Origin of the sequence: Flexivirga aerilata (genome assembly GCF_013002715.1) — a bacterium.
Lineage (GTDB): Bacteria > Actinomycetota > Actinomycetes > Actinomycetales > Dermatophilaceae > Flexivirga > Flexivirga aerilata.
Genome location: NZ_JABENB010000002.1, coordinates 384,098 through 407,656, shown reverse-complemented (window position 1 = coordinate 407,656; position 23,559 = coordinate 384,098). Strand labels below are relative to the sequence as shown.

Sequence of the window (23,559 nt, the reverse complement as noted above, 5' to 3'; positions counted from 1 at the left end):
GGTGCCCGCTCAGCGTTGCCGCAGAATCTCCTGTGCCCTCGCCCGCGCCCAGTCCTCGGCGGCCAGCACCTGTTCGACGGTGAGCTCGCCGCCGGGCGCCTGGTGTTCCTCGACCACCCGCTGCACGGTGCCGACGATGTCGGGGAAACCGATGAGCCCGGCGTGGAAGGCCTCCACGCATTCCTCGTTGGCGGCGTTGTAGACCGCTGGGAAGGTCGACCCGGCCTCGCCCACCTGCCGGGCGAGGCGTACGGCGGGAAACGCGTCGTCGTCGAGCGGCTCGAAGCGCCAGTCGGACGCCTTCGTCCAGTCGATCGGTGTCTCGGCGTCGGGCACCCGGTCCGGCCAGCCGAGCCCGAGCGCGATCGGCACCAGCATCGTCGGCAGCCCGATCTGCGCGACGACCGCCCCGTCGACGAACTCCACCATCGAGTGGATGAACTGCTGCGGGTGCACCACCACCTCGATGCGGTCGAACGGCACGTCGAAGAGCAGATGCGCCTCGATCACCTCCAGGCCCTTGTTGACCAGGGTCGCGGAGTTGGTGGTGATGACCTTGCCCATCGCGAAGTTGGGGTGCGCCAGCGCCTGCGCCGGGGTGACCTGCTTGATCTCGTCCGCCGGCATCCCGCGGAACGGCCCGCCACTCGCGGTGATCACCAGCTTGCGCACCTCGCGCTCGGAGCCGGCCCGCAGCGACTGCGCGATCGCCGAGTGCTCGCTGTCGACCGGCACGATCTGACCGGGCGCCGCGGCACGCTTCACGATCGGGCCGCCGACGATCAGCGACTCCTTGTTGGCCAGCGCGAGCGTCGAGCCAGCGGCGAGCGCGGCGAGCGTCGGTCGCAGCCCGATGGAGCCGGTGATGCCGTTGAGCACGACGTCCGCGCCGCAGGACGCGACCTGCTCGGAGGCGTCGGCACCGCCCACCACCTCCGGCGTGTATGACGAAAGCCCTTGCGCAGCAGCCGCATTCGCAATCGCCGCGCGGACACTCCCGACATCATCGGTGGCCACCCCGACGAGCGGCACCTGCAGCTGCGCCGCCTGCTCGGCGAGCAGATCGAGGCGGCTACCGCCCGCGCTGAGCGCGACCACCCGGAAGCGGTCGGGGTTGCGCCGCACGATGTCGATCGCCTGGGTGCCGATGGATCCGGTGGAGCCGAGGATCGCGACGGTGCGCTCCCCGGGTGCGGTGGTGGGCTCGGGCTGCGGCGCGGTGTCGGTCACGCCCTCATTAAAGCCTCGATGGCGCCCGCGACCTCGGCCGGCCGGACCGGATGCAGCTCGATCGGCGCCTTGTCGCCGGCGACGTTCCTGCTGCACCAGCTGCCGCGCCGGCCGAGCAGAAAACCCAGTAACACCGGCGGGCCGTCGTCGTCGCAAGTGTGCGGGCGCCATACGGTCACGTCGAGCTGTGCGACGACCTCGCCCCACGGCGCTTCGTCGATCTCCCCTGCTGCCAGCGCGTCTGCGGTGATCACGACGGGCGGCCCGGCGCCGTCGGCAGCACCGTCGGCCGCGACGAACTCACGCAGGGCTGCGGACAGGCCGTCGTGGTCGACCAGCGCGAAGTCGTGCACGCCGTCGCCCGCGACGTCCTCCAGCACCACGATCTGGTCGCCGACGTGGTGGTAGCGCACGAGCTGCCCGTCCGGGGTGGTGCGGCTGACGAACAGCACGGCGCGGGCTGCCGCGCGCACCTGCATCATCGACACCACCCCCTCCGGCACGACGAGCGCGGTGCCGTCGGCGGTGGGTTCGAGCCCGTGCGCGCAGAGCGACCGGTAGGCCACCTGCGTGGCGACCTGGCGGCCCGCGGGGTCGAGGCCGTCGAGGAACGGCGCGGCCACCGCGGGGTGCGAGGCGCCCATCAGCACCAACTCCTCGTCGGTGAGCCGCACCAGCGGCAGCACCCGGTCCGTCCCGGCCGGGCTGGCCGGCCTAGCCGGGCTGCTCGAGCTGGCCGAACTGGTCGGGCTCGTCGAGCTGGCCGGGCTGGCTGGACTCGCTGGATTCGCGGTGCTCACGACAGCGCACCGGTGCGCACGAAGACCGGTCCACGGGGCTGCTGCAGCGGCGCGCGCAGGGCCGAGAGCGGCTGGTGCCAAGGCAGCTCCGCCCGCGACGGTGGCAGCGGCGCGATGATCGGGGGTGGGATGACGACCGGCGGCGCCTGCCTGCCGAACGCCTCCCCGAGCGAGTCGGCGGTGATCTTGTCGAACACGTCGTCGGTGTGGTCGCTCAGTTTGGGGAGCCGGTCGTAGAGCGGGTTGGGGATGCCGGGGATCCGCGGCACCTTCGTGATGCTGGTGACCATGCCGGCGAACAGGTCGTCGGCCTGCTGGGCGATGCCGTGCACGACCGGTTCGGTGCGGCGCAGATCCTTGGCCAGTTGCTGCTGGCCGGCCTCGGACCCCAGAACGGCCGATCCGTCGAGGCGGGCCCGGTCGCCGATGTCCTTGAGCGTCACCTTGTGGTCGACCATCGCGCCGCCGATGCGCCACGCCGCCCAGCTGCCGATCGCGACCGCACCGACCACCTTGGACCAGCCGGGCCCGCGCAGCATCAGCACGCCGCCGACCTCGATGAGCCCCATGGCCCGGTCCGCGGCATCCCGCGGCCCGTCGTGACCACGGCCCATGACCAGGTCCTTGATGCCGGGCGCGGCGGCTTCGTATTCGAGGAGCAGCCTTCGTAGTGCAGGAGATCGGGCGACCGTGTCGGCACTCAGTGCCCGGGTGATGCCGCCCGGGAGGCGCCGGCTGACGCCGAGCCGGTCCGACCAGAGCCGCGCGGTCCCGCTCGGTCCGCGCAGCAGGTTGGCGAGTGGCTTCTCCAGCGCTTCCAGGTCCCGGCCGAAGGCACCCGTGCCGTAACGCGCGGTGCCGACCAGCAGCTTCCCGGCATTGAACACCTTGCCGACCGCGCCGCCGAGCATGATCGCAAGCTGGCCGGTCGAAACCAGGCGTTCGATGTCGCCGAGCATGCCCGCCGGCAGGAGCTCGTCCAGTTGCCGGGCGAACCGGTGGCGGGCGAGCAGCATCCGGTGGTCGAGCTCGACGATGCGGGCGTCGATGCCGACGAGGGTGCTGCGCGCGTCCTCGATCAGCCGACCGACCGCGGCGCGGGTCTCCTCCTCACCGGCTTGCACGGCGAGGCGCTCGCGGGCGTGCAGCGCGCTCAGCTGCTCGCGGCCGTCGCGGGCACGGGCTTGCAACCGGTCCCGCTCCCGCTGGGCCTCGTCGAGCAGGTCGGCGAAGACCCGGACCTCACCCGCCAGCGTGTGCAGGGACTCGCGGGCGGTCTGCAGCAGTCGCCGGTGGTCGCCACCGATGCCAGCGAACTGGACGGCGGCAGTGCCGGTCCAGCCGGCGCCCGCGGTCGCCAGGGCGCCCAGCAGCGCGGTGTCGGCGGCGTCGCACTCACCGGCGATGACCAGGCACCGGTCGGCCGTGGCACGCAGCGCGACGGGGTCTCCGTCGAGCGCGGTCATCGCGCGCCGCCGAACACGCCACCGGCCAGCCGCTCCACCCGGCCGTATGCCGAGGCGGACACGCCGGTCGCGGCCGCGAAGTTGCCGAGCTGGGTGCCGAGCACACCGAGCACGCTGCCCAGTGAGCCGGCCAATCTGGTTGCCGCTGCTGCGCATTCACCCCCACCGACGCTGGCGGCGATGGCGCCGGCGGCCGCCGCTGCGGCGGCGTCCACGCCGTCCAGCGAGGCCGCGCGCAGCGTCGGCGTGACCGAGCCCAGGGTCTGCGGATCGACCGCGAAGTAGGCCATGGCGACTCCTCCTGTCGTGCGTTTCGCTCGACAGTAGGAGCCCCCGCCATACCGCCGCAGAAGTTATCCACAGCGGTCCGGCGTCGCCCGGAGTTAGAGGGCCAGTCCGACGTACTTGGTCTCGAGGTATTCCTCGATCCCCTCGAAGCCGCCCTCCCGGCCGAACCCGCTGGACTTCACGCCGCCGAACGGCGCCGCCGGGTTGGAGACGATGCCCTGGTTGACGCCGACCATTCCGTATTCGAGGGCCTCGCTGACGCGGATCACGCGCGCAACGTCGCGGGTGAAGAAGTAGGCCACCAAACCGAATTCGGTGTCGTTGGCCCGGCGTACGACGTCGTCCTCGTCGGTGAAGACCTGGATGCCGGCGACCGGTCCGAAGATCTCCTCCTTGGCCATCGCGGCGTCGCCGGGCACACCGGTGATGACCGTGGGGTTGAAGAAGAAGCCGGGGCCGTCGCCCTTGGCGCCGCCGGTGACGATGGTCGCGCCGCGGTCGGTCGCGTCCCGCACCAGCGAGGTCACCTTGTCGACCGCCTTCTGGTTGATCAGCGGGCCGACCTCGACGCCGTCGCCCATGCCGTCGCCGACGCTCAGCGCGTCCATCTTGGCGGCGAACTTCTTCGCGAACTCGTCGGCGATGTCGGCGTGCACGAAGAGCCGGTTGGCGGCGGTGCAGGCCTCGCCGATGTTGCGCATCTTGGCCAGCATCGCGCCTTCGACTGCCTTGTCGACGTCGGCGTCACCAAAGACGATGAAGGGCGCGTTGCCGCCGAGTTCCATTGACGCTCGGAGCAATTGGTCGGCCGACTGCTCGACGAGCTTGCGCCCGACGGGGGTCGAGCCGGTGAAGGTCAGCTTGCGCGAGCGCGGGTCGCGGATGAGCGGCTCCATGACGCCGCCGCTGTCGGTCGTGGTGACGACGTTGAGCACACCCTTGGGCAGCCCGACCTCCTCGAGCAGCTGCGCCAGATAAAGCATCGTGAGCGGCGTCTCGGCAGCGGGCTTGACGACCATCGTGCAGCCGGCGGCGATCGCCGGACCGATCTTGCGGGTGCCCATCGCGAGCGGGAAGTTCCACGGCGTGATCATCAGGGTCGGGCCGACCGGCTGCTTCATCGTCATCAGCCGGGTCTGTCCGTTGGGGGCGACCGACCAGCGGCCGGAGATGCGCACGGCCTCCTCGGCGAACCAGCGGAAGAACTCCGACCCGTAGGTCACCTCGCCGCGCGACTCGGCCAGCGGCTTGCCCATCTCGAGCGTCATCAGCTCGGCGAGCACGTCGGTGCGTTCGACGATCAATTCGTATGCCGCGCGCAGCAATTCGCTGCGGTCGCGGGGCGCGGTCGCGGCCCAGTCGGCCTGCGCGTCGGCGGCGGCGGTGAGGGCCGCCTCGCCGTCGGCGACCGATGCGTCGGCGACACGGGTCAGCTCGGCGCCGGTCGCCGGGTTGTCCACCTCGAACGTCTTGCCGCCCTCGGCGTCACGCCATTCACCACCGATGAACAGCTGCTTCTTCACCTGCTCCACTGCCTGCTGAGTCTGTGCCATGTGGCAAGCGTCTCACCCGTTGCGGCGACCGTGGGGCCGGGGTGTGAGATGCCAGCCGCCGCTCCCCTCATGCTGGTCGAGTAGCCGAGCGTCGGCGAGCCTGCGAGCCGACGCTCGGCGTATCGAGACCCCTCACCCCATCAGGACGTGTACGGCACCCGCTCGAAGGACAGTGGCTCGGCGGCACCCGGCCGATTGACGGTGACCTTGAGCCAGTCCTTGTTGTTGCTGGACCCGTCGACGGTGCGGCGCTCCAGGTTGTCCGCGGAGCCGGTGACGCCATACGTCGTCAGCCACGGAGATCCGGTGGCGAGCGGCTTGTCGGCGTTGAAGATGTGGCTGTCGCCGTTGATCAGGTAGACCTTGCCGTCGAACGCCCGCGACTGGTCGATCAGCGTCTGCACCAACGGCTTGAAGGCCGAGATGTCGTCCCAGGCCGGCGCGTACGTCGGGTCGAACATGTCGGCCTGCAGGAAGATCGCGACCGCACGGTCCTGCTTCTGCTTGGCCGACGCGAAGGCCGACTCGACCGTGCTGATCGAGCTGGCCATCCGCGCGTTCTCCTCGGCCACCTGCGCCGGGGTCGCGGTGGTGTTGCCGATGCCGGTCCAGGGCTTCAGGTCGTCGTTGCTGCCGACGACGTGCACCACCGCCAGGTCGACACCCTGCCGGCGCAAGGTGACGTTCTCCGGGAAGCCGTTCGCGGTGTCCGCGTCGACCTTGGTCGGCCGCTGCCCGAGCGACGTGCCCGGTTGGGCGAAGAACACCGACCGGTCGTAGCTCAGGCGCTCCAGCGGGTTGTAGCCGCCGTTGTTGGCGCGGTGGCAGTCGGTCCACTCGTTGTCGCCCGGCGTGTAGATCAGCGGGTTGCGGAAGCGGTTGAAGTCGTCCTTGATCATCCCGTAGTAGGGGTTGTCGCAGCGCGTCGAGCCGTTCTTGATGTCGCCGACGTGCACGGTGAAGGCCGGGTTCGCCGCGTTGATCTGGTCGATCCAGCCCGGGAACGCGGCGATCTGGTCGGCACCGTAGGGCACGTCGCCGATGACGGCGAAGCTGTAGCTGCCGGGCTTGTCCTGCCCCGAGGCGGCAGGTGCGGCAGAGGCGGGGGCGGCCACGGCGGCGAGCAGGGCGGTGGCAGCAAGAGGCGCAGCGAGTCGAGAGAGCATGCGCCCGATCCTGCTGCCCCCGCCGAGCCCCGGGGTGAACGCAGCCACACGGTCAGGTGAACTCGCCCCACCTCGACGCCGGCAGCCGGCCCGTCAGCGGTGCACGTGCAGCAACCGCGCAACCTCTGGTCGGCTGCGCGGCAGCCAGACACCGTGCGCGCCGAGTGCGGCACCGGTGGCCGTCACCCCGTCGGGTAGCACCGGCTCGGGTGCTCGGTCACCGCCGACCCAGTCGAGCCGGAACGTGGCGTCCGGCGCGAGACCGGGCAGCCGGATCGCCGTCCCGCGGTTGTGCACCGACTCGTCGAGCTGCAGGACGGCGATCAACGCTTCGTCGCCGTCCTGCGACACGACGCCGTGCACCAGCATCGCCGGGTCGTCGACCTCGACCCGCACGACCCGTCCGGTGTGCAACAACCGGCGGTGCTCCTTGTGCAGGGCGATCCAGGAGGCTAGCTCGGCGCGCTCGTCGTCAGTCGCCTGCGTGAGATCCCACTCGATGCCCATCGATCCGAAAAGTGCTGTGACCGCTCGGAATCCGACGCTCAGCGTGCGCTCGGTCTGGTGCGACCGGGTGGCTGAGACGTGCGCCCCGAGATACTCCGGGGCGATCAGCTGGCCAGTCCACCGCTGAATCTGCTGCCGCGCCAACGCGTCCGTCATGTCCGAGGTCCAGAACCTCTGCACCTGCTCGATCACGTCGAGGTCGATCCGACCGCCCCCGCCGGCGCACGACTCCCACGTGACTTTCGGGTGCCGCTCCCGCAGGTCGGCCAGCAGCTGACGGTAGGCCTCCGCCTGCGCGTGGAACGCCGGTGCTCCCCCGTGCGCATTGCTGCCCGCGTCGAGCTCGTCGCGGTTGAAGTCCCACTTCACAAATCCGATGTCGTATGACGAGAGCACCGCATCGACCTGGTCCCGAACATGCTGCCACGCCTGCGGATTCGTCAGGTCGAGCACCAACTGGTTGCGGTGCTGAAGCGGCGTGCGGTCGCCCGTTTGCAGCACCCAGTCCGGGTGCGCACGGTAGAGGTCGGAGTCGGGGTTGACCATCTCCGGCTCGAACCACAACCCGAACTCGAGGCCGAGCGCCCGCACCCTGTCGACGAGCGGCCCGAGGCCGTCCGGCCAGGCATCCGCCGACACCGTCCAGTCGCCGAGACCCGAGGTGTCATCACGCCGCGAGCCGAACCATCCGTCGTCGAGCACGTACCGCTCAGCGCCGACCTCATGCGCGAGTTCGGCAAGCTCCAGCAACCGGTCCAGCTGGTGGTCGAAGTAGACCGCCTCCCACACGTTCAGCGTCACCTTCGACTCGCGCGGGTGGGAGGACAGGGTGCGCTGCCACTCGTGCAGCGCCGCGGCCACACCGTCAAGCCCCTCCCCCGCGATGATGAAAATCCATGGGGTGGTGTAGGACTCACGGTTTTGCAGCACAACCTCGCCCGGCATCAACAGCTCACCGGCGGACACGGTCGCTCGCTGCGCACCACTGCGCTCCACGACCGAAGTCTGGTTGCCGCTCGTCGCCACGTGCACGGCGAGCAGGTCTCCGCGCTGGAAGCCGAAGCCCTGCGGCCCGACGACCGTCATCGTCCACGCGTCGTGCCCCGGGTACCCCTGCCGTCCCTCGCGCACCCACTGACCGTCCGCGATCGGGCGCCTCTGCGGCACTCGCTCCCGCTCGTGCCGACCGCTGAAGTCCAGGATCTCGTCGGCACCGACCGGCGCTGGCACGCAAACGTCGAGTCCATCGACCAGATAAGGAGTTTCACCGGTGTTGGTCACGGTGTGACGAGCCCGGAGCGCGCCACCCGGCAACGCCTCGACCTCGGTCAGCAGCTCCAGTCCGGCCACCGGGTCGACGGCCCGGACCTGCAGCCGGTCGCCGGTCTGTTCGACGCGCACCCTCTCGAAGCGCGGAGCCCAGTCCCGCCCGGCGATGTCCCGGCTGTCGGCACGGGCCGGGCTGACCGCCCCGGCCGGTGCCGCCAGCCGGTGTCCGCGCAGCCCCGGACGGCCGAAGAAGGAGCGCCATTCCTCGCGCAGCATCGGCACGCCCGGGTGCCCCGCCAGCAGCGCGGCGGACCCGTCAGCGCCGCCGTGGGTGACCGCGTGCACGAGCGGCAATGTGCCGTCCTCGGCCTCCTGGAGATGGATGGTGGTCGCGGGGCTCGGGGTGTCACTGGGAAACATCATCGGGGCGGCAATCTCCTTGGTGGGTGGTCGGTTCGGTCACTTGGTGTAGGAAATGCGGTAATCGAGGATGCGTTGCGCGTCACGCAGTCCCTGCGCCGGCGAGGACTGACCGAGGTAGGTCGGGCCGAGCGCGATGCTCACGTCCGACAGCGCCTCCGCGAGGCCCGTGGCGACCGGGAAGTTGACGGTCTTGCCCTTCGCCTCGTCGAGGAACGGCGTGAGGTCGATGCCCTTGCGCCTCCAGTAGTCGAGGAACAACGGGTCGAGCTTCTCGATCGCCGGCCACACATAGCCGCCGCTGCCCATCAATCGCTGCGACTGTTCGCCGGCGAGCCACTGCACCAACTGCCACGCTTCCTCGGGGTGTTCGGTGTTGCTGGCGATGCCGTCGGTCAACCCGTTGAAGACGCTGATCCGCCCCTTCGGTCCGGACGGCAAGGGTGCCACGCCGATCGTGAACTTCGACAGCCCGGACAGTCCGAGCGTCTGCCAGTCCCCGGTCTGCCAGATCGCCGTCCGTCCCGACGCGAAGAGGGTCTGCGCGTTGGTGTCGTCGCCGTTGGGGCCGGTCTGCCCGGCCGGCACGGCAACATGCGCCTGCTGCAGCATCCTGGTCAGGAAGGTGAGCGTCTGCCGGTTCTGCGGACTGTTCAGACTGGACTTCTTGGCGAAGGGCGCCGGCAGCATCGAGCCGCCGTTCATCGCAAAGAAGCTCAGCAGCTGCGCCTGCGGGTCGTTGGTGCTGGCGATCGCATACGTCTTGACCGAGCGCGGGTCGAACTTGGGATCCAGAGCGTTCCGGCCGCTCGTGTCCGTGGTGATCCGCTTGAGGAACTTCAGGTAGCTGCCGCCGTCGACCGGGTTCCAGGAGAGGTCGGTCGGCACCGATCGCACGCCGATCGTGGCGAGGTAGTCCTTGTTGTAATACTGCGCGATCGTGTCCCAGTCCTTCGGCAGCCCGTAGAGCCGGCCGTCCTTCTCGTGCAGCTTCACCAACGACGAGTAGTACTGCCCCAGATCGATGTTCGCCGCCTTCACCCGGTCGGTGATGTCCGCGAGCAGGCCGCCGCTGACCCAGTCGCCAAGCCACGGCGTGTTGACCCAGAAGACGTCCGGCGCGTTGCCGGAGATGTATTGCGCGGTGATCTTCTGCTGGTAGCTGGCATAGGGCACCTGCTCGATCGTGACGTCGATGTTCGGGTGCTGCTTCTCGAACTCGTCGATCGAACGCTGATATCCCTTCTGCTGGTTGGCATCCCACAGCGCATAGGTGAGATGCACCTTCCCGCCGCCACCGGACGGCAACCCCCAGCCGGCCGCCGAGCAGCCGGAGAGGACGAGCACACCGGCCGCGGCCACCGCCGTCATACGCAACCTGGTCATCGGCTCGCTCCTGACACGTTGACCGAGTTGACGATGTGCTTCTGGAAGACCACGAAGAGCACCACCATCGGGATGAGCGCCACCAGTGAGCCGGCGAGCACGAGATTCCACTGCGCGGCGAAGTTGGAGTTGAAGTTTGCGATACCGACCGTCAGTGTCTGCAGGGCGTTGGAATCGGTGGCGATGAGCGGCCAGAGGAAGTTGTTCCAGCCGAAGATCACCGCGATGATCGTCGCCGTCACGATGATCGGGCGGGCCATCGGCACCACCACCCGGGTGAGGATGCGCAGCTCGGAGCAGCCGTCGAGCCGCGCCGCCTCGATCACCTCGCCGGGGATGCTCAGCAGGTACTGCCGCATCAGAAACACCGTGTATGGCGTGCCGAACACGTACGGCAGGAACAACGCCCAATAGGTATTGACCGCACCGGCTTTCGACATCATCACGTAGAGCGGAATCATCGTGACCACGTTGGGCACCATGAGCATCATCAGGTAGCCCCAGAAGATCGCCTCCCGGCCCGGGAAGTCCAGCCGCGCGAATGCATAGGCACCCATCAGCGAGAAGCCGACCTGGCCGACCGCGAGGATCAGCGTGACGCCCGCGGTGTTGAGCAGGTAGTCGCCGAAGTGGTACTCGCCGAAGATCGTCGTGAAGTTGTCGAAGGTGAAGTGCTGCGGCAGGTCCCAGGCGTGTCCCGACTGGATCTCGCCGAGCGGCTTGAACGCGGCCATCACCGCGAAGACGTATGGCGTGACGAAGACCGCCGCGATCACCACCAGCAGCAGGACGTATGCCGTCCGCCGCGCTATCTGATTGATGAACATCGTTGCCCCTCAGACCATTTCGTAGACGGTGCGCTTGCGGAAGTAGGTGAACTGCGCGATCGTCACCGCCAGGATGATCAGGAAGAGGATCACCGACAGCGCAGACGCAGCACCGATGCGGAAGCCCTGGAAGCCACTGGTGTAGATCAGCTGGTTCATCACCGTCGTCGCCTTGCCAGGGCCGCCCTTGGTCATCACGTAGACGGTGTCGAAGACCTGGAACGAGCCGATCACCCCGGTCACCAACACGAAGAGCAGGGTCGGGCGCAGGAGCGGCAGCGTGATGTGCAGGAACTGCCGGAAGCGGCTGGCGCCGTCGATCGAGGACGCCTCGTAGACCTGCGCCGGGATCGCCTGCAGCCCGGCGAGGAAGAACAGCATGTTGTAACCGACGTACTGCCAGATGTTGGCGAAGGCGACCACCGGCAGCGCCCACATGTTCGAGTTGAGCCAGTCCGGGCCGGTGATGCCCACCGCCGACAGCAGCGTGTTCACCATCCCGTTGGTGGGGTCGAAGATCCATTGCCAGACCACCGCCATTGCGACCGGCGTCGCCAGATAGGGCAGCACGCAAAGGACGCGCACGACCGAGGTGAACCGGCCAGTGCGGTTCATCAGCATCGCCATACCGAGTGCCAGCGCGGTCTGCAGCGGGATGTTGAGCAGCACGTAGAGGACGGTGATCCACAGCGCGTGCCCGGCACCCTCGTAACGGAACACGTCGACGTAGTTGGCCAGGCCCACGAACTCCGGTGCGTTGAGCAGATTCCAGCGCAGGAAAGAGAACGCGATCACCAGGATGATGGGCACCGCGAGGAATACCGTCACGCCGAACAGGCTCGGCGCGAGCAGGCCGTAGGCGGCGAGTCGTTGTCGTCGGCGATTGCCGGTGTCCGTGGCCATCGAGGACCCCCTCGGTCGGAACGTCAGGCTCGTGATCGAATCCTGGTTGAACGTTCACGCTGGATGACTAAGCTGCCACCTGGACCACTGCACGTCAAGACTTTCGGGTGATGTGCACCACAACAAGGAAAGAAGGTCGGCGCGGTGCCCGCACGTGACCAACGCACCACGATCACCCAGGTCGCGAATGCTGCCGGAGTCTCAATACAGACTGTTTCCAACGTAATTCGCGGCCGCGGGCGCGTCGGCGAGGCGACCCGGGAGCGGGTTGCCAAGGTGATCAGCGAACTCAACTACGTGCCGCATCCGGGCGCGAGCAGCATGCGGTCCAACCGCACCGGGCAGCTCGCGCACCCGATGCCGCCACAGTCCTTCGAACCCACCAACAACATCAACGTCGAGTTCATCCGCGGGCTGGTGGCCGCGGCCGCGACGCACGACTATCACGTCGTGCTCACCCGGTCCGACGGCGATCCCGAGGAGATCGCCGAGCTCTGCCGCTCGGGCCGCATCGACGGATTCGTCTTCACCGGCATGCAACCGGACGATCCGCGCATGGAGACCGCGCACCGGCTCGGCATGCCGTTCGCCTGCTTCGGGCGCACCGCGCCCGACCTCCCGCAGACCTGGGTCGACATCCACAACGCGGACGGCACCGACGAGGCGACGACGCTGCTGATCGAGACCGGGCACCGCACGATCGCCTTCCTCGGTCATGAGAGCCCCTACTTCTGGGATGCCGAACGCCGTGACGGCTACCTGCAGGCGATGGCCCGCGCCGGACTCAAATCGCGCGTCGCCCTCTGCGGCTCGACCGACAAGGACATCGAGGCGGCCGCCCGCAAGCTGCTCGGTCGCGGACGCCCGTCGGCGATCGTCTGCTCCAGCGACCGTCTCGCCGTCGCCCTGTATGCCGAGGCGGGCCGCCGCGGGATCGAGGTCGGCAAGGACCTGGCCCTGACCGGATTCGACGACTGGATCGTGGGCCGCAACCTCTCCCCCGCCCTCACGACGGTCAGCACCGACCTGCACGACATCGCGGGTCGGGTCGTCGACCGGTTCCTGACCGAACTCGACGGCCCGACCGGCGCACCAGGCGAGTTCGTCCCGGTCGAGCTGCTACGACGCGGAAGTGCTTGATAGCTATCGCTATTCAGCGAGCCAGGAGGCGTAGGCGTCGAACGTGTAGGGCCGGCCGAGGAAGTCGGCGACGAGGTCGGCCGCGTCCTTGCGGCCACCCGGCACTAGCACCCGGTCCCGGTAGCGACCGGCGACCTCGGCGTCGAAGAGCCGCTCGCGGTCGAACGCGCTGAACATGTCCTTGGCGATCACCAGCGACCACATGTAGGTGTAGTAGCCGGAGCTGTAACCGTCCAAATGCCCGAAGGCACAGTGGAAGTGGGTGTCCGGCAGGTAGGGGAAGACCGAGTACTTCGCCTGCAACTCCCGCACGACGGCGGTGAGATCGTCATACGGGCGCAGGTAGAGGCCGAGCGACAGCGCCGCGTAGAACATCTGCGTGCGCGCCTGGAAGCCCTTGCCGAAGTCGTCGGCCTTGCGCATCCGCTCGACCAGGTCGGCCGGGATCGTCTCGCCCGCCTCGTTGGTGGCGAAGGTCGCGAGCACGTCGGCGTCCCAGGCCCATTCCTCCAGCATCTGGCTCGGCGCCTCGACGAAGTCCCACTCCGTCGCGACGCCCGAGAAGCGCACCCAATCCTGGTCGCCGCCGAGCACGTGGTGGATGAGGTGGCCGAACTCGTGGAAGAGCGTGACGACGTCGTCGTGCTCCATCAGCCCGCGGCTGAAGTTGCAGACCAGCACGCCTTCGGGCAACTGGCGGCCACGCACCCCGGGGCGCAGGTCGAATTGCGCAGCGTGCTTGAACTTGCCGTCCCGCGGGTGCAGGTCGAGGTAGATCCGCCCGATCCGCTGCCCGTCCCGGGTGACGTCGTATGCCGCGACGTCCTCGTCCCAGGTCTGCGCGTCCACCGGGGTGAAGCCGATGCCGAACAGCCGGCCGGTGACGTCGAGCAGCCCCTGCCGCACCTTCGGGAAGGAGAAGTAGGTGCGGACCTGCTGCGCGTCGACCGCGTAGTCCTCCTTGCGCACCAGCTCGGAGTAGTAGGTGACGTCCGGGGAGCCGATGTCGGTCGCGTCCGGCTGATCCTGCTGCAGCCTGCGCAGCAGGACCTCCTTGTCCCGCAGCGCACTGTCGGTCGCCGCATCGGTGATCTTGTCGATGAATTCGCCGATGGCAGAGGCGTTTCCGATCATCTTGACCTCGGCGTCGTAGTCGGCCCAGGTCGGGTAGCCGAGCAGCTGCGCGTGCTCCGCACGCAAGCCCAGGAGTCGCTGCAGGACGGCGTCGTTGGCCGGCCATGCCACATTGAGCCGCTCCATCGACATCGCCCTGCGCGTCTGCGGATCCTGCGCGAACGTCATCAGCGGGATCGAGTCGGGATAGTCGGTGGTGACCGCGACCAGGCCGTCGGCCTCCGCCGGGTGGGCGTCGAGCCAGTCCTGGGGCAGCCCGGCGAGCGCCTCGGGCTGCACCCGGATCTGCCGCACTCCCTCGCGGATGTTCTTGCTGTGCTCCTGGCTCGCCTTGAGCTCCAGCTCCGCCAGCTCGGCGAGCCGGGCGCGGGTCGCGTCGTCCCGGTCGACTCCGCTGCGCCGGAAGTCGCGCAGCGCGTGGTCCCGCAGCCGCCGCGCGTCCTCGTCGAGCGCGTCGGCGTCGACACCGTCGATGATCTCGAAGACCCGCACGTCCATGCCCAGCTCGGTGGCGAACGCGTCGAGCTCCTGCATCGCGGCCTCGGCCGCCTCGCGCACTGTCGCGCTCGGGTGCACCTCGGAGTAGACGCCGACCACGGACGCAGCATTGCCAAGGGCGAGCTGGATGTCGTTCCAGGCCTGCAGCACGGCGACCGGCTCGGCCGGCGGCTGCGCCTTGAACGCCTCGACGAGACTGCGGGCACTGGTCAGCCCGCCGTCGCCGACTGCGCGCACCCAGTCCTCGGCGTCCTCGGCGGTGGGCAGGGCCTGCGGTTGCAACTCGGTCACCGCAGCAAACTAGCCGACAGCTCACCGCCCGCGTCGGCAGATCCCTACTTGCGCACCCGCGGCCTCGGCTGGCAGACCGGGCAGCTGAACGACGAGCGATTCATGAAGCTCTCCCGCACCATCAGCGTGCCGCACCGACGACACGGATCACCTTGGCGTCCATAGGCATTCAGGGACCGCTCGAAGTAGCCGCTCGCGCCGTTGACGTTGACGTAGAGCGCGTCGAAGCTCGTGCCGCCCTTGCCGAGCGCCTCCGTCATCACGGCCGTGGCGTGGTCGAGCACCTGCAGCACGGCACCTGCCGCGAGCCGCTCGGTCGGTCGTTCGCCGTGCAGTTTCGCCCGCCAGAGCGCTTCGTCGGCGTAGATGTTGCCGATGCCGGACACCAGGGTCTGGTCCAGCAGCGCCCGCTTGAGCTGCGTGCGCCGGCGCCGCATCGCCCGCCCGACGGCCACCTGGTCGAAGACCGCTTCGAGCGGGTCCGGCGCGATGTGGGTGATCACGTCCGGGACGGGCGTCCCGCCATACGGGTCCTCGGCGAGGTCGACCAGTTGCAGACCACCGAAGGTGCGTTGGTCGACGAACCTCAGCTGCCGGTCGTCCGGCAGGTCGAAGATCGCGTGCGCGTGCTTCTCGCGGGGCGCGTCGGCGGCCTCGACGAGCAGTTGCCCACTCATCCCCAGATGTATGACGAGAGCCTCTCCCCCGTCGAGCTCCAGCCAGAGATACTTCCCGCGCCGCCGGGCCGCTGCCACCAGCCGGCCGCGCAACCGCGCGGCGAGATCGTCCGGGCCCGGCACATGCCGGCGCGCGACCCGGGGGCCGCGAATCTCCACGGCCGAGAAGGGCTTTCCGACGACGTGGCCTTCGAGGCCGCGGCGGACGACCTCGACTTCGGGTAGCTCAGGCACCGGTGGCGGCGGCGTCGCTGCGCGCCTTGAGCTCACGCCAGGCGGCCTCGGCGGCCTGTTGCTCGGCGGCCTTCTTGCTGCGGCCGACGCCGGAGCCGAGTTGCTCCTCAGCGATCATCACCCGGGCGGTGAAGGTCTTGTCGTGGTCGGGCCCATCCTCCTCGACCTGGTAGGACGGCACGCCGAGCGCGAGGGTGGAAGTGATCTCCTGCAGCGAGGTCTTCCAGTCCAGCCCGGCGCCGAGCAGCGCCGACTGCTGGATCAGGTCCCCCATCAGGTCGTGGACCAGCTTGGTGGCCGCGGGCAGTCCGCCGCACAGGTAGACGGTGCCGATCACGGCCTCCATCGTGTCGGCCAGGATCGAGTCCTTGTCACGGCCGCCGGTCGTGGTCTCGCCCCGCCCGAGCATGAGGAAGCCGCCGAGCTCCAGCTCGCGGGCGACTTTGGCCAGGGCACGCGAATTCACCACGGCGGCACGGAATTTCGCGAGCTGCCCCTCGGGCAGGTCGGGGTGCGCGTCGTAGAGGTGGTCGGTGACGACCAGCCCCAGCACGGCGTCGCCGAGGAACTCCTGGCGCTCGTTGTGCGGGATGCCGCCGTTCTCGTAGGCGAAGGATCGGTGCGTGAGCGCACGCGAAAGCAGCGGCTCGTCGACGACCGCTCCCGACCGCTGCTGCAGGATCGAGGCGAGGTCGCCGACGGGCCGCTGGGGAACGTCAGCACGAGGCCGCTTCGCAGGACTCATGCGGAGAGTTCGAGCCCTTAGTTCTGGTGCTCGGTGCGCTCCGCCGCGCTGTAGTGGCGGTCCTTGTAGGTGCCACAGTTGGGGCACGCCATGTGGCCCTGCTTCGCTGCGCCGCAGTTGGGGCAGGTCGCGAGCGCGGTCGGCGTCGCCTTCCACTGCGCACGGCGCGAACGGGTGTTGGCGCGCGACATCTTCCGCTTCGGGACAGCCACGTCAATTCCTCTTCTCGTCGGTGTCGGTGGTGTCTTCGCCGCCGGCGAGGTCCGCCAGCGCCGACCACCGGGGGTCGATCACTTCGTGGTGGTGCGTCGGGTCGTCCGCCAGGCGTGCGCCGCATTCGGAGCACAGGCCCGGGCAGTCGTCCCGACATACCGGCTGGAAGGGCAGTGCAGGCACCACCGCATCCCGCAGCACGGGCTCCAGGTCGGCCAGGTCGCCGTCCAGCTCGTGCACGTCTTCTTCCTCGTCCTCACCGGCCACTTCGTGGTGGTGAGCGGCCTTGTCGGTGTAGGCGAACAGCTCCTGAAACGGCACGTCGATGTCGAGCTCGACTGGTTCCAGGCACCGCACGCAGGCACCGGTCGCCGTGGCGCTGACCGTGCCCGAGACCAGCACGCCCTCCATCACCGACTCCAGCCGCAGCCGCAGGGTCATCGGCTGACCCTCCGGAACGCTGATCACGTCGGTGCCGAAGTGCTCCGGCGCCGGCACCTGCAACTCGCGCTCGACCATCTGACCGGGTCGCCGAGCAAGCTCCTTGGTGTCAAGGACCAGTGGGCGGCGGGTATCAGCGTTCATCATCGAGAAAGTTTGAGTTGCAGGTGAAAAGGCACGGCCCTGCGCGTGGACGACAAGACCGAAGGTCAAGGCTACCGGCTCCGGTGCCAGTCTCCCAAACCGGCCGATTTTCCTTCCGGTGTGCAACCGTCATACCATCGAACGTCACCATCCACTACAGATGTAGTAACACGGTTCGGGAGAAGATCGAGGTCATGGCCACGCACCACGGACGACACGAGGCGGGGCACGTCGGGCAGGCACCCGGCCGCCGCGGCTTCGGGGCGGAATTCGGCGCCGAACTGCGCACCCTCGCCTCGCCACGAGTGCTCGGTCTGCTCGTCGGCGTCCTCGTCCTGCAGATCGCCTTCATCTTCAGCTACGTTGCGGCGTTCCACGCCCCGAAGCCCAGCAACATCCCGGTGGCGGTGGTCGCCGGCCCGCAGACCACCACGGTCGTCGGCAAGATCAACGCGATCGACGGCACCCCGCTCACGGCGTCCGGCACCGCCGACGAGGCCACCGCCAAGCGGCAGGTCACGGGCGGGGACAAGAGCGCCGCGCTGGTGATGAATCCCCGCGGCACCACCGACACGCTGTATGTCGCAGGCGGCGGCGGGCCGGCCGTCGTCAGTGCCGTGCAGCAGGTCGCCGGCAAGGTCGAGGCGAGCCAGCAGCGCACCGCGCGGACCGTCGACCTGGTCCCGGTGCAGAAGGAGGACGGCCGCGGCCTCACCGGCTTCTACCTGGTGATCGGCTGGATCGTCGGCGGCTACCTGGTGACCGCGGCGATCGGCTTCCTCGCGTCGGCGCGGCCGGCCACCGTGGCCGCCGCGGCCGGACGGATCCTCGCCCTCGTCCCCTACGCCGTGCTGTCCGGACTGCTCGGCGCGATCGTCGTCGACCCGATGCTGGGCGCGCTCACCGGACACTTCATGGCGCTCTGGGGTCTCGGCACCCTGCTGGTGCTGTCCAGCGCGGTCATGACCATCGGCATGCAGGCGCTGCTCGGGGTGGTCGGCATCGGTGTGACGATCCTCATCTTCGTGGTGCTCGGCAACCCGTCCGCGGGCGGGCCCTACCAATATGACCTGCTGCCCGGCTTCTGGCGGGCGGTCGGTCCGTTGATCCCGAACGGCGCGGGCACGAGCGCGGTCCGCGACATCGTCTATTTCGGCGGCAACCACCTCGGCGGCCCGATCGCGGTGATCGTCGCCTACATCGTGATCGGTGCGGCGATCGCGCTCGGTGCGACGGCGTTCTTCAGCCGGCGCGCAGCTTCGCAAGCAGTGGACCCAGCACCGGCTGCGGCACCATCGCGCTGACATCGGCGCCGTGCGCGGCGATCAGCCGGATCAGCGAGCTCGAGTAGTGGCCGAGCGCCGGGTTGCCCGGCAGCAGCAGGGTCTCGACGCCGGTCATCTCGGAGTTCATCAGCGCCATCGGCAACTCGTAGTCGTAGTCGGTCGAGCCGCGAATCCCCTTGAGCAGCACGCCCGCGTCGAGTTCGCGGCACACGTCGACGATCAGCCGGTCGCCGTATGCCGCGGCGCGCACGTTGGGCAGCTCGGCCGTCGATGCCTCGATCAGCGCCACCCGCTCCTGCGGGGTGAAGGTGCCCTGCTTGTTCGGGTTGTGCAGGATCGCGACGACCACGTCGTCATACAGCCGGCTGGCGCGGGTGATGACGTCGAGGTGGCCGTTGGTGATCGGGTCGTAGGAGCCGGGCAGCACGGCCCGGCGCGGGTTGCCGGTCATGCCGAGACTGTATGCCGTGCCGGGTACCCGCGCGGGTCAGTGCGAGATCAGGCGGACTCGCCCTCGGGCACGAACTGCGCGAACCAACAGGTGGTCTCGCCGTAGCGGCGCGGGCCGATCAGCTCGACGTCGACCGGCCAGGTCGGCTCCGGGGAACGGCTGGACCGCTCGACGACCAGCACCGCGTCCTCGGCGAGCGACTCGTGCTCGACGAGCGCCGCGAGCACCCGGGCGAGGCTCTCGTCGTCGACGGCGTAGGGCGGGTCGGCGAAGACGAGGTCCACCGGCGGGCGCAGCGGCGCGGCCACCACCTTCTCCACCGGCGCGATGCGCACGGTCGCGGTGGCGAGCCGCAGCTCGCGGACGTTCCGCGCGATCACCGCGGCCGCCTTGCGGTCGGACTCGACCAGCAGCACCGACGCCGCATCGCGCGACGCGGCCTCCAGGCCGAGCGCGCCGGACCCGGCATAGAGGTCGAGGACACGGCTGCCGGCGAGCGCGTCGAGGTGTTCGAGACGGCCGAAGATCGCCTCGCGCACCCGGTCGGACGTCGGGCGGGTGCCCGAGCCGGCCGGCGTCGCGATCCGCCGGCCGCCGGCGGCGCCGGCGATGATGCGCGTCATCCGCGCTCCAGGAAGGCGGCCTGCTCGGCGTCGAGGCGTTCGGCGACCAGAGCCGCGAGCTGCGGGTGGTCGGTGAGGGCGGGGTCGTCGGCGACGAGCATCGCGGCGTCCTCCCGGGCGAAGTCGATCAGCTGCACGTCGGACTTGTGGGTGAGGCGCAGCAGGCGCAGCTGTGACCGGCTGCCGCTCTGCGCGGCGCCGAGGATGTCACCCTCCCGCCGCAGGCTGAGGTCGAGGTCGGCGAGCTCGAAACCGTTGGTGGTGCTCGCGACCGCCTCCAGGCGGGCGATGGTGAGCGGGTTCTCGGTGTCGCTGACTAGCAGGCAGAGGCCGGCGGCCCCGCCCCGGCCGACCCGGCCGCGGAGCTGGTGCAGCTGGGAGATGCCGAAGCGGTCGGCGTCCATCACGACCATCGCGGTCGCGTTGGGCACGTCGACGCCGACCTCGATGACGGTGGTCGACACCAGCACGTCGATCTCGCCGCGGCCGAAGGCCTGCATCACCGCTTCCTTCTGGTCGGGCGGCATCTTGCCGTGCAGCATCTCGATGCGCATGCCGGCGAGCGACGGCTCCTCGCGCAGCCGCTCGATCTGCTGGTAGACGCCGGTGAGTTCGCGCGGGGTCGCCTCGCCCTCCTCCCCTTCGGCGTAGTCGTCGGCCTCGGGCGGGTCGTCCTCGGACACCACCTCGAGCGAGCCGTCCATCGGGTCGCCGATGCGCGGGCAGACGACGTAGGCCTGGTGGCCGGCCCGCACCTCCTCGGCGACGCGGGCCCAGGTGCGCGCCACCCAGTCGGGCCGGATGCCCGGCACGACGTGGGTCGCGATCGGCTGCCGGCCGCGCGGCAGCTCGCTCAGGGTCGAGGTGTCCATGTCGCCGAAGACGGTCATCGCGACCGTGCGCGGGATCGGAGTGGCGGTCATCACCAGGACGTGCGGCGGTCGAATCGCCTTGGCCCGCAACGCATCTCGCTGCTCGACACCAAACCTGTGCTGTTCGTCGACCACGACCAGGCCGAGGTCGGCAAACATCACGTGCTCCTGGATCAGCGCGTGCGTGCCGATCACGATGCCGACCGGCCCGGTGGCCACGTCGAGCAGCACCTTCTCCCGCTGCGCCTTGGTCATCGAGCCGGTGAGCAGCGCCACCTGGGTGGCGTTGTCGGCGCCGCCGAGCATGCCCGCCTCGGCGAGCTCGCCGAGCATCGCCCGGATCGAGCGGGCGTGCTGCTGGGCCAGCACCTCGGTCGGCGCGAGCAGCGCCGCCTGCGCACCGGCGTCGATCGCCGCGAGCATCGCCCGCAGCGCGACGATCGTCTTGCCCGAGCCGACCTCGCCCTGCAGCAACCGGTGCATCGGGTGACCCTGCGCGAGGTCGTGCTCGATCTGCTCGCCGACCCGCCGCTGTCCGTCGGTCAGCTCGAAGGGGAGCTTGGCGTCGAACGCCGCAAGCAGCCCGCCGCTCGTCGCGTGCCGCGGGGTGGCCTCCTCGGCCTGGGCCTCGGCCCGCCGCTGGGCGAGGACGGTCTGCACGACGAGCGCCTCGTCGTAGCGCAGCCGCCGCTTGCCACGGCCCCAGTCCTTGGCGTCCATCGGGAAGTGCAGCAGCCGGTAGGCGTCGGCCAGCACCGGCAGACCGCGCTCGCGCCGGATGCCCGGCGGCACCGGGTCGGGCAGCTCGACCTCGTCCAGCACCAGCCGCAGGGCGCGGGTCAGTTGCATGTCGGTGACGCCCTTGACCGTCGGATAGAGTGGGATCAGCCCGCCGCGATAGACCGGGTCGGCCTCGCCGCCGTCGAACAGGGTGTAGTCGGGATGCGCCAGCTGCCAGCTGCCCTGATAGGTCTGCAGCTTGCCGCGGAAGACACCGTGCGCACCCGGCACCAGCCGGGCCTCGTGGCCGTAGGCCTTGAAGAAGACCAGGTCGGCGCGTTGCCCGTCGGCGTCCTCGAGCACGACCGTCAGCATCTTGCCGCGGCGCTGCCGCATGGTGCGGGTGGTGGCGGCGACCACGGTCGCGACCAGCACGACGTCCTCACCGGGCGCGAAATCGGCGAGCCGGCCGCTCTTGCTCGCGTCGAGGTAGCGGCGTGGGAGGAAGTCCAGCAGGTCACCGACCGTGTGCACGTCGCGGTGCTTGGCGAGCCTGGTCGCGAGGTCGCCGACGATCGGCTTCAGTGACGACTCCGGGGTGAACGCCACCTACTCCACCCCGATCGTGAGCGGCGGCTCGCCCGCCCCGCCGTCGACCACCGTGACGTCGACCAGCGGGTATGCCGAGCGCAGCGCCGCCTCCAGGCGCGCCGCGGCCGGGCCGGGGTCGCCGACCACGACGGTCAGCAGCTCGGCGTCGCCGGGCAGCCCGTCGACGAAGTCCCGCACCTCCCGCATGGCGTCATCGTCGCCGACCGCACTGACAACCCGCAGGCTGCGCACGCCCTCGAGCGCGTCGCGGGCCGCAGCGCCCGCGGCCTGCAGGCCGGCGTCCGGGACGACCACCGCGAGCGCCGCGAGCAACTGGGCGGCGTCCGTGCCGACGACCTGCACCCGGTCGGCGTCGGGTGCGCCGTGCGGGGCGCCGCCCGCGGCGGCGTCGTCGGCCAGCTCGCGCAGGTGCGGACTGCCGCACAGCACAAGGGCGTTCGCGTCACGCAGCCGGCTTCGCAACTGTGCGGGAGTGGCGTCCTGCACCGGCACGAAACCTGCGTCGCGGACCGCCTGCGCCATACCGTCGCTTGCGACGAGTGGCAGCACGACGAGCGCGCCCGCCGCGGCGTCATCGGCGAAGCGGGTGATGACGAAACGGTGCGCCCGCCCGGCACCGACCGCAGCATTGACGGCAGCGGCGACGTCGTCGACGTGCACGTGCACCGACCACAGGTCGGGTCCGCCCGCGACCACGAGCGAGTCGCCGAGCCCGTCGAGGGTGCCCTTGAGCGTCGCGACGCGGGGCGCGTCGGACTCCTCCAGCAGGAACATCACCTCATATGCCGGGCCGCCCGCGACACCGTGGCCGTCGCACCCGTCGAGCACCGCAGGGTCGGAGTTGCGCACGGCGCTGCCCTGCGCGCTGATCCGCAGCCACTCCGGCTCGGCGGCGGGTCGCTGCGCGAGGCCGCCCTCGCCGCGCACCACGCGCTGCAACGCCTCGATCACCAGCAGGTAGCCGGCTCCCCCGGCGTCGACCACACCGGCGCGGCGCAGCACCTCGTGCTCGGTGCGGGTGCGCAACAGGGCGGCACCGGCGCCGTTGACCGCGGCGTCCACCACGCCGGGCAGGTCTGCGCCGCCGCTGTCGGCGGACACCGCGGCGGACGCTGCCGCGCCGGCGACGGTCAGCATGGTGCCGCGCTCGGGCCGGGAGACGCCGTCGCGGGCCAGTTGCGAGGCCCGGGAGAGCACGGCGGCCAGGTCGTGCCCGTCGAGCGCGTCGCCCTCGACCTGGGAGACCACCTCGTTCACGCCGCGGGCCAGCTGGCTGAGGATCACGCCCGAGTTGCCGTGGGCAGCCACGAGCGTGGCGCGGGCCATGGTCGCGGTCGCGTCGCGCAGGTCGCCCGGACCGTCGGTGCCGAGCTGGTCGATCGCCTCGCTCATCGTGAGCAGCAGGTTGCTGCCGGTGTCGCCGTCCGGCACCGGGAAGACGTTGAGCCGGTTGAGCGCCTCGGCATAGGCGGCGAGGTCGGCGCGCGCGGTGATCACCCAACGACGCAACGCCACCAGGTCGAGCTGCGCGAGCGGCATGGAGGAGGCACACTTTCTCGGGCGGATGCTTGGCCACCGCGAGACTAGTTCACCGGCCGTTTTGGTGTCCCGACCCCGCCTCGGCTACGCTTGTGCGGTTCCCGCGTGCGACTGCTCGCCATAT

General features: G+C 69.9%; 21 protein-coding genes. 2 read left to right on the top strand and 19 right to left on the bottom strand.

Annotated elements, in window-relative coordinates:
* Positions 1–9: 9 nt before the first annotated feature.
* The 10 genes from dxr to HJ588_RS13730 form a co-directional block, all read right to left on the bottom strand.
* The gene (gene dxr, locus HJ588_RS13770; RefSeq protein ID WP_343036727.1) at positions 10–1,230 is read right to left on the bottom strand and encodes a 1-deoxy-D-xylulose-5-phosphate reductoisomerase; all 1,221 of its coding nucleotides are present in this window, start codon (positions 1,228–1,230) and stop codon (positions 10–12) included.
* Complete coding sequence (locus HJ588_RS19525; RefSeq protein ID WP_246242445.1) at positions 1,227–2,030, bottom strand: hypothetical protein; 804 nt, start codon at positions 2,028–2,030, stop codon at positions 1,227–1,229. Before HJ588_RS19525 ends, dxr begins: the two co-directional genes overlap by 4 nt.
* A complete protein-coding gene (locus HJ588_RS13765; RefSeq protein ID WP_171156504.1) occupies positions 2,027–3,496 on the bottom strand; it encodes a hypothetical protein in 1,470 nt (489 codons plus the stop codon). The genes HJ588_RS19525 and HJ588_RS13765 overlap by 4 nt, the downstream gene beginning before the upstream one ends.
* Positions 3,493–3,786: a hypothetical protein gene (locus HJ588_RS13760; protein ID WP_171156502.1), complete on the bottom strand. Its 294-nt coding sequence runs from the start codon at positions 3,784–3,786 to the stop codon at positions 3,493–3,495. Before HJ588_RS13760 ends, HJ588_RS13765 begins: the two co-directional genes overlap by 4 nt.
* Positions 3,787–3,879: 93 nt before the next feature.
* Complete coding sequence (locus HJ588_RS13755) at positions 3,880–5,337, bottom strand: NAD-dependent succinate-semialdehyde dehydrogenase (protein WP_171156500.1); 1,458 nt, start codon at positions 5,335–5,337, stop codon at positions 3,880–3,882.
* Between the two features lie 140 nt (positions 5,338–5,477).
* Positions 5,478–6,503 (bottom strand): hypothetical protein, encoded by a 1,026-nt coding sequence (locus tag HJ588_RS13750; protein ID WP_171156498.1) that lies wholly within the window; start codon positions 6,501–6,503, stop codon positions 5,478–5,480.
* A gap of 93 nt (positions 6,504–6,596) precedes the next feature.
* Complete coding sequence (locus HJ588_RS13745) at positions 6,597–8,702, bottom strand: alpha-galactosidase (RefSeq protein ID WP_171156496.1); 2,106 nt, start codon at positions 8,700–8,702, stop codon at positions 6,597–6,599.
* Between the two features lie 36 nt (positions 8,703–8,738).
* Positions 8,739–10,085: an ABC transporter substrate-binding protein gene (locus HJ588_RS13740; protein ID WP_171156493.1), complete on the bottom strand. Its 1,347-nt coding sequence runs from the start codon at positions 10,083–10,085 to the stop codon at positions 8,739–8,741.
* Entirely contained in the window at positions 10,082–10,912 is an 831-nt protein-coding gene (locus HJ588_RS13735; RefSeq protein ID WP_171156491.1) for a carbohydrate ABC transporter permease, read from the bottom strand. Before HJ588_RS13735 ends, HJ588_RS13740 begins: the two co-directional genes overlap by 4 nt.
* Before the next feature lie 9 nt (positions 10,913–10,921).
* Positions 10,922–11,815 (bottom strand): carbohydrate ABC transporter permease, encoded by an 894-nt coding sequence (locus HJ588_RS13730; RefSeq protein WP_171156490.1) that lies wholly within the window; start codon positions 11,813–11,815, stop codon positions 10,922–10,924.
* A gap of 144 nt (positions 11,816–11,959) precedes the next feature.
* Here HJ588_RS13730 and HJ588_RS13725 point away from each other — a divergent pair, with 144 nt between their 5' ends.
* Positions 11,960–12,955 carry a substrate-binding domain-containing protein gene (locus HJ588_RS13725; protein ID WP_171156487.1) on the top strand — a complete coding sequence of 332 codons (996 nt, stop codon included), beginning with the start codon at positions 11,960–11,962 and terminating at the stop codon, positions 12,953–12,955.
* A gap of 9 nt (positions 12,956–12,964) precedes the next feature.
* Here the strand turns inward: HJ588_RS13725 and HJ588_RS13720 are convergent, their stop codons facing one another.
* The 5 genes from HJ588_RS13720 to HJ588_RS13700 are packed head-to-tail and all read right to left on the bottom strand — an operon-like array spanning position 12,965 to position 17,335.
* Positions 12,965–14,878, bottom strand: coding sequence for a M3 family metallopeptidase (locus HJ588_RS13720; RefSeq protein ID WP_171156485.1), 1,914 nt, complete (start codon positions 14,876–14,878; stop codon positions 12,965–12,967).
* Between the two features lie 44 nt (positions 14,879–14,922).
* A complete protein-coding gene (mutM, locus tag HJ588_RS13715; RefSeq protein WP_171156483.1) occupies positions 14,923–15,789 on the bottom strand; it encodes a bifunctional DNA-formamidopyrimidine glycosylase/DNA-(apurinic or apyrimidinic site) lyase in 867 nt (288 codons plus the stop codon).
* On the bottom strand, positions 15,782–16,534 hold the full coding sequence (gene rnc, locus HJ588_RS13710; protein ID WP_171156481.1) for a ribonuclease III: 753 nt from the start codon (positions 16,532–16,534) through the stop codon (positions 15,782–15,784). Before rnc ends, mutM begins: the two co-directional genes overlap by 8 nt.
* A gap of 17 nt (positions 16,535–16,551) precedes the next feature.
* Entirely contained in the window at positions 16,552–16,746 is a 195-nt protein-coding gene (rpmF, locus tag HJ588_RS13705; RefSeq protein WP_171156479.1) for a 50S ribosomal protein L32, read from the bottom strand.
* Between the two features lies 1 nt (position 16,747).
* Positions 16,748–17,335 (bottom strand): YceD family protein, encoded by a 588-nt coding sequence (locus HJ588_RS13700; protein ID WP_171156477.1) that lies wholly within the window; start codon positions 17,333–17,335, stop codon positions 16,748–16,750.
* A gap of 191 nt (positions 17,336–17,526) precedes the next feature.
* Between HJ588_RS13700 and HJ588_RS13695 the strand changes: the two genes are divergently transcribed.
* On the top strand, positions 17,527–18,636 hold the full coding sequence (locus tag HJ588_RS13695) for a DUF3533 domain-containing protein (protein ID WP_171156475.1): 1,110 nt from the start codon (positions 17,527–17,529) through the stop codon (positions 18,634–18,636).
* Here the strand turns inward: HJ588_RS13695 and coaD are convergent.
* Genes coaD through HJ588_RS13675 form a run of 4 tightly spaced genes read right to left on the bottom strand, consistent with a single transcriptional unit; the run spans position 18,575 to position 23,435 of the window.
* Positions 18,575–19,069: a pantetheine-phosphate adenylyltransferase gene (coaD, locus tag HJ588_RS13690; protein WP_171156473.1), complete on the bottom strand. Its 495-nt coding sequence runs from the start codon at positions 19,067–19,069 to the stop codon at positions 18,575–18,577. The genes HJ588_RS13695 and coaD overlap by 62 nt on opposite strands.
* A gap of 47 nt (positions 19,070–19,116) precedes the next feature.
* Positions 19,117–19,692, bottom strand: coding sequence for a 16S rRNA (guanine(966)-N(2))-methyltransferase RsmD (gene rsmD, locus HJ588_RS13685; protein ID WP_171156470.1), 576 nt, complete (start codon positions 19,690–19,692; stop codon positions 19,117–19,119).
* Positions 19,689–21,893, bottom strand: coding sequence for a helicase-related protein (locus HJ588_RS13680; RefSeq protein WP_171156467.1), 2,205 nt, complete (start codon positions 21,891–21,893; stop codon positions 19,689–19,691). Before HJ588_RS13680 ends, rsmD begins: the two co-directional genes overlap by 4 nt.
* Complete coding sequence (locus tag HJ588_RS13675; RefSeq protein ID WP_171156465.1) at positions 21,894–23,435, bottom strand: DAK2 domain-containing protein; 1,542 nt, start codon at positions 23,433–23,435, stop codon at positions 21,894–21,896. It abuts the gene before it with no gap.
* Positions 23,436–23,559 lie beyond the last annotated feature (124 nt).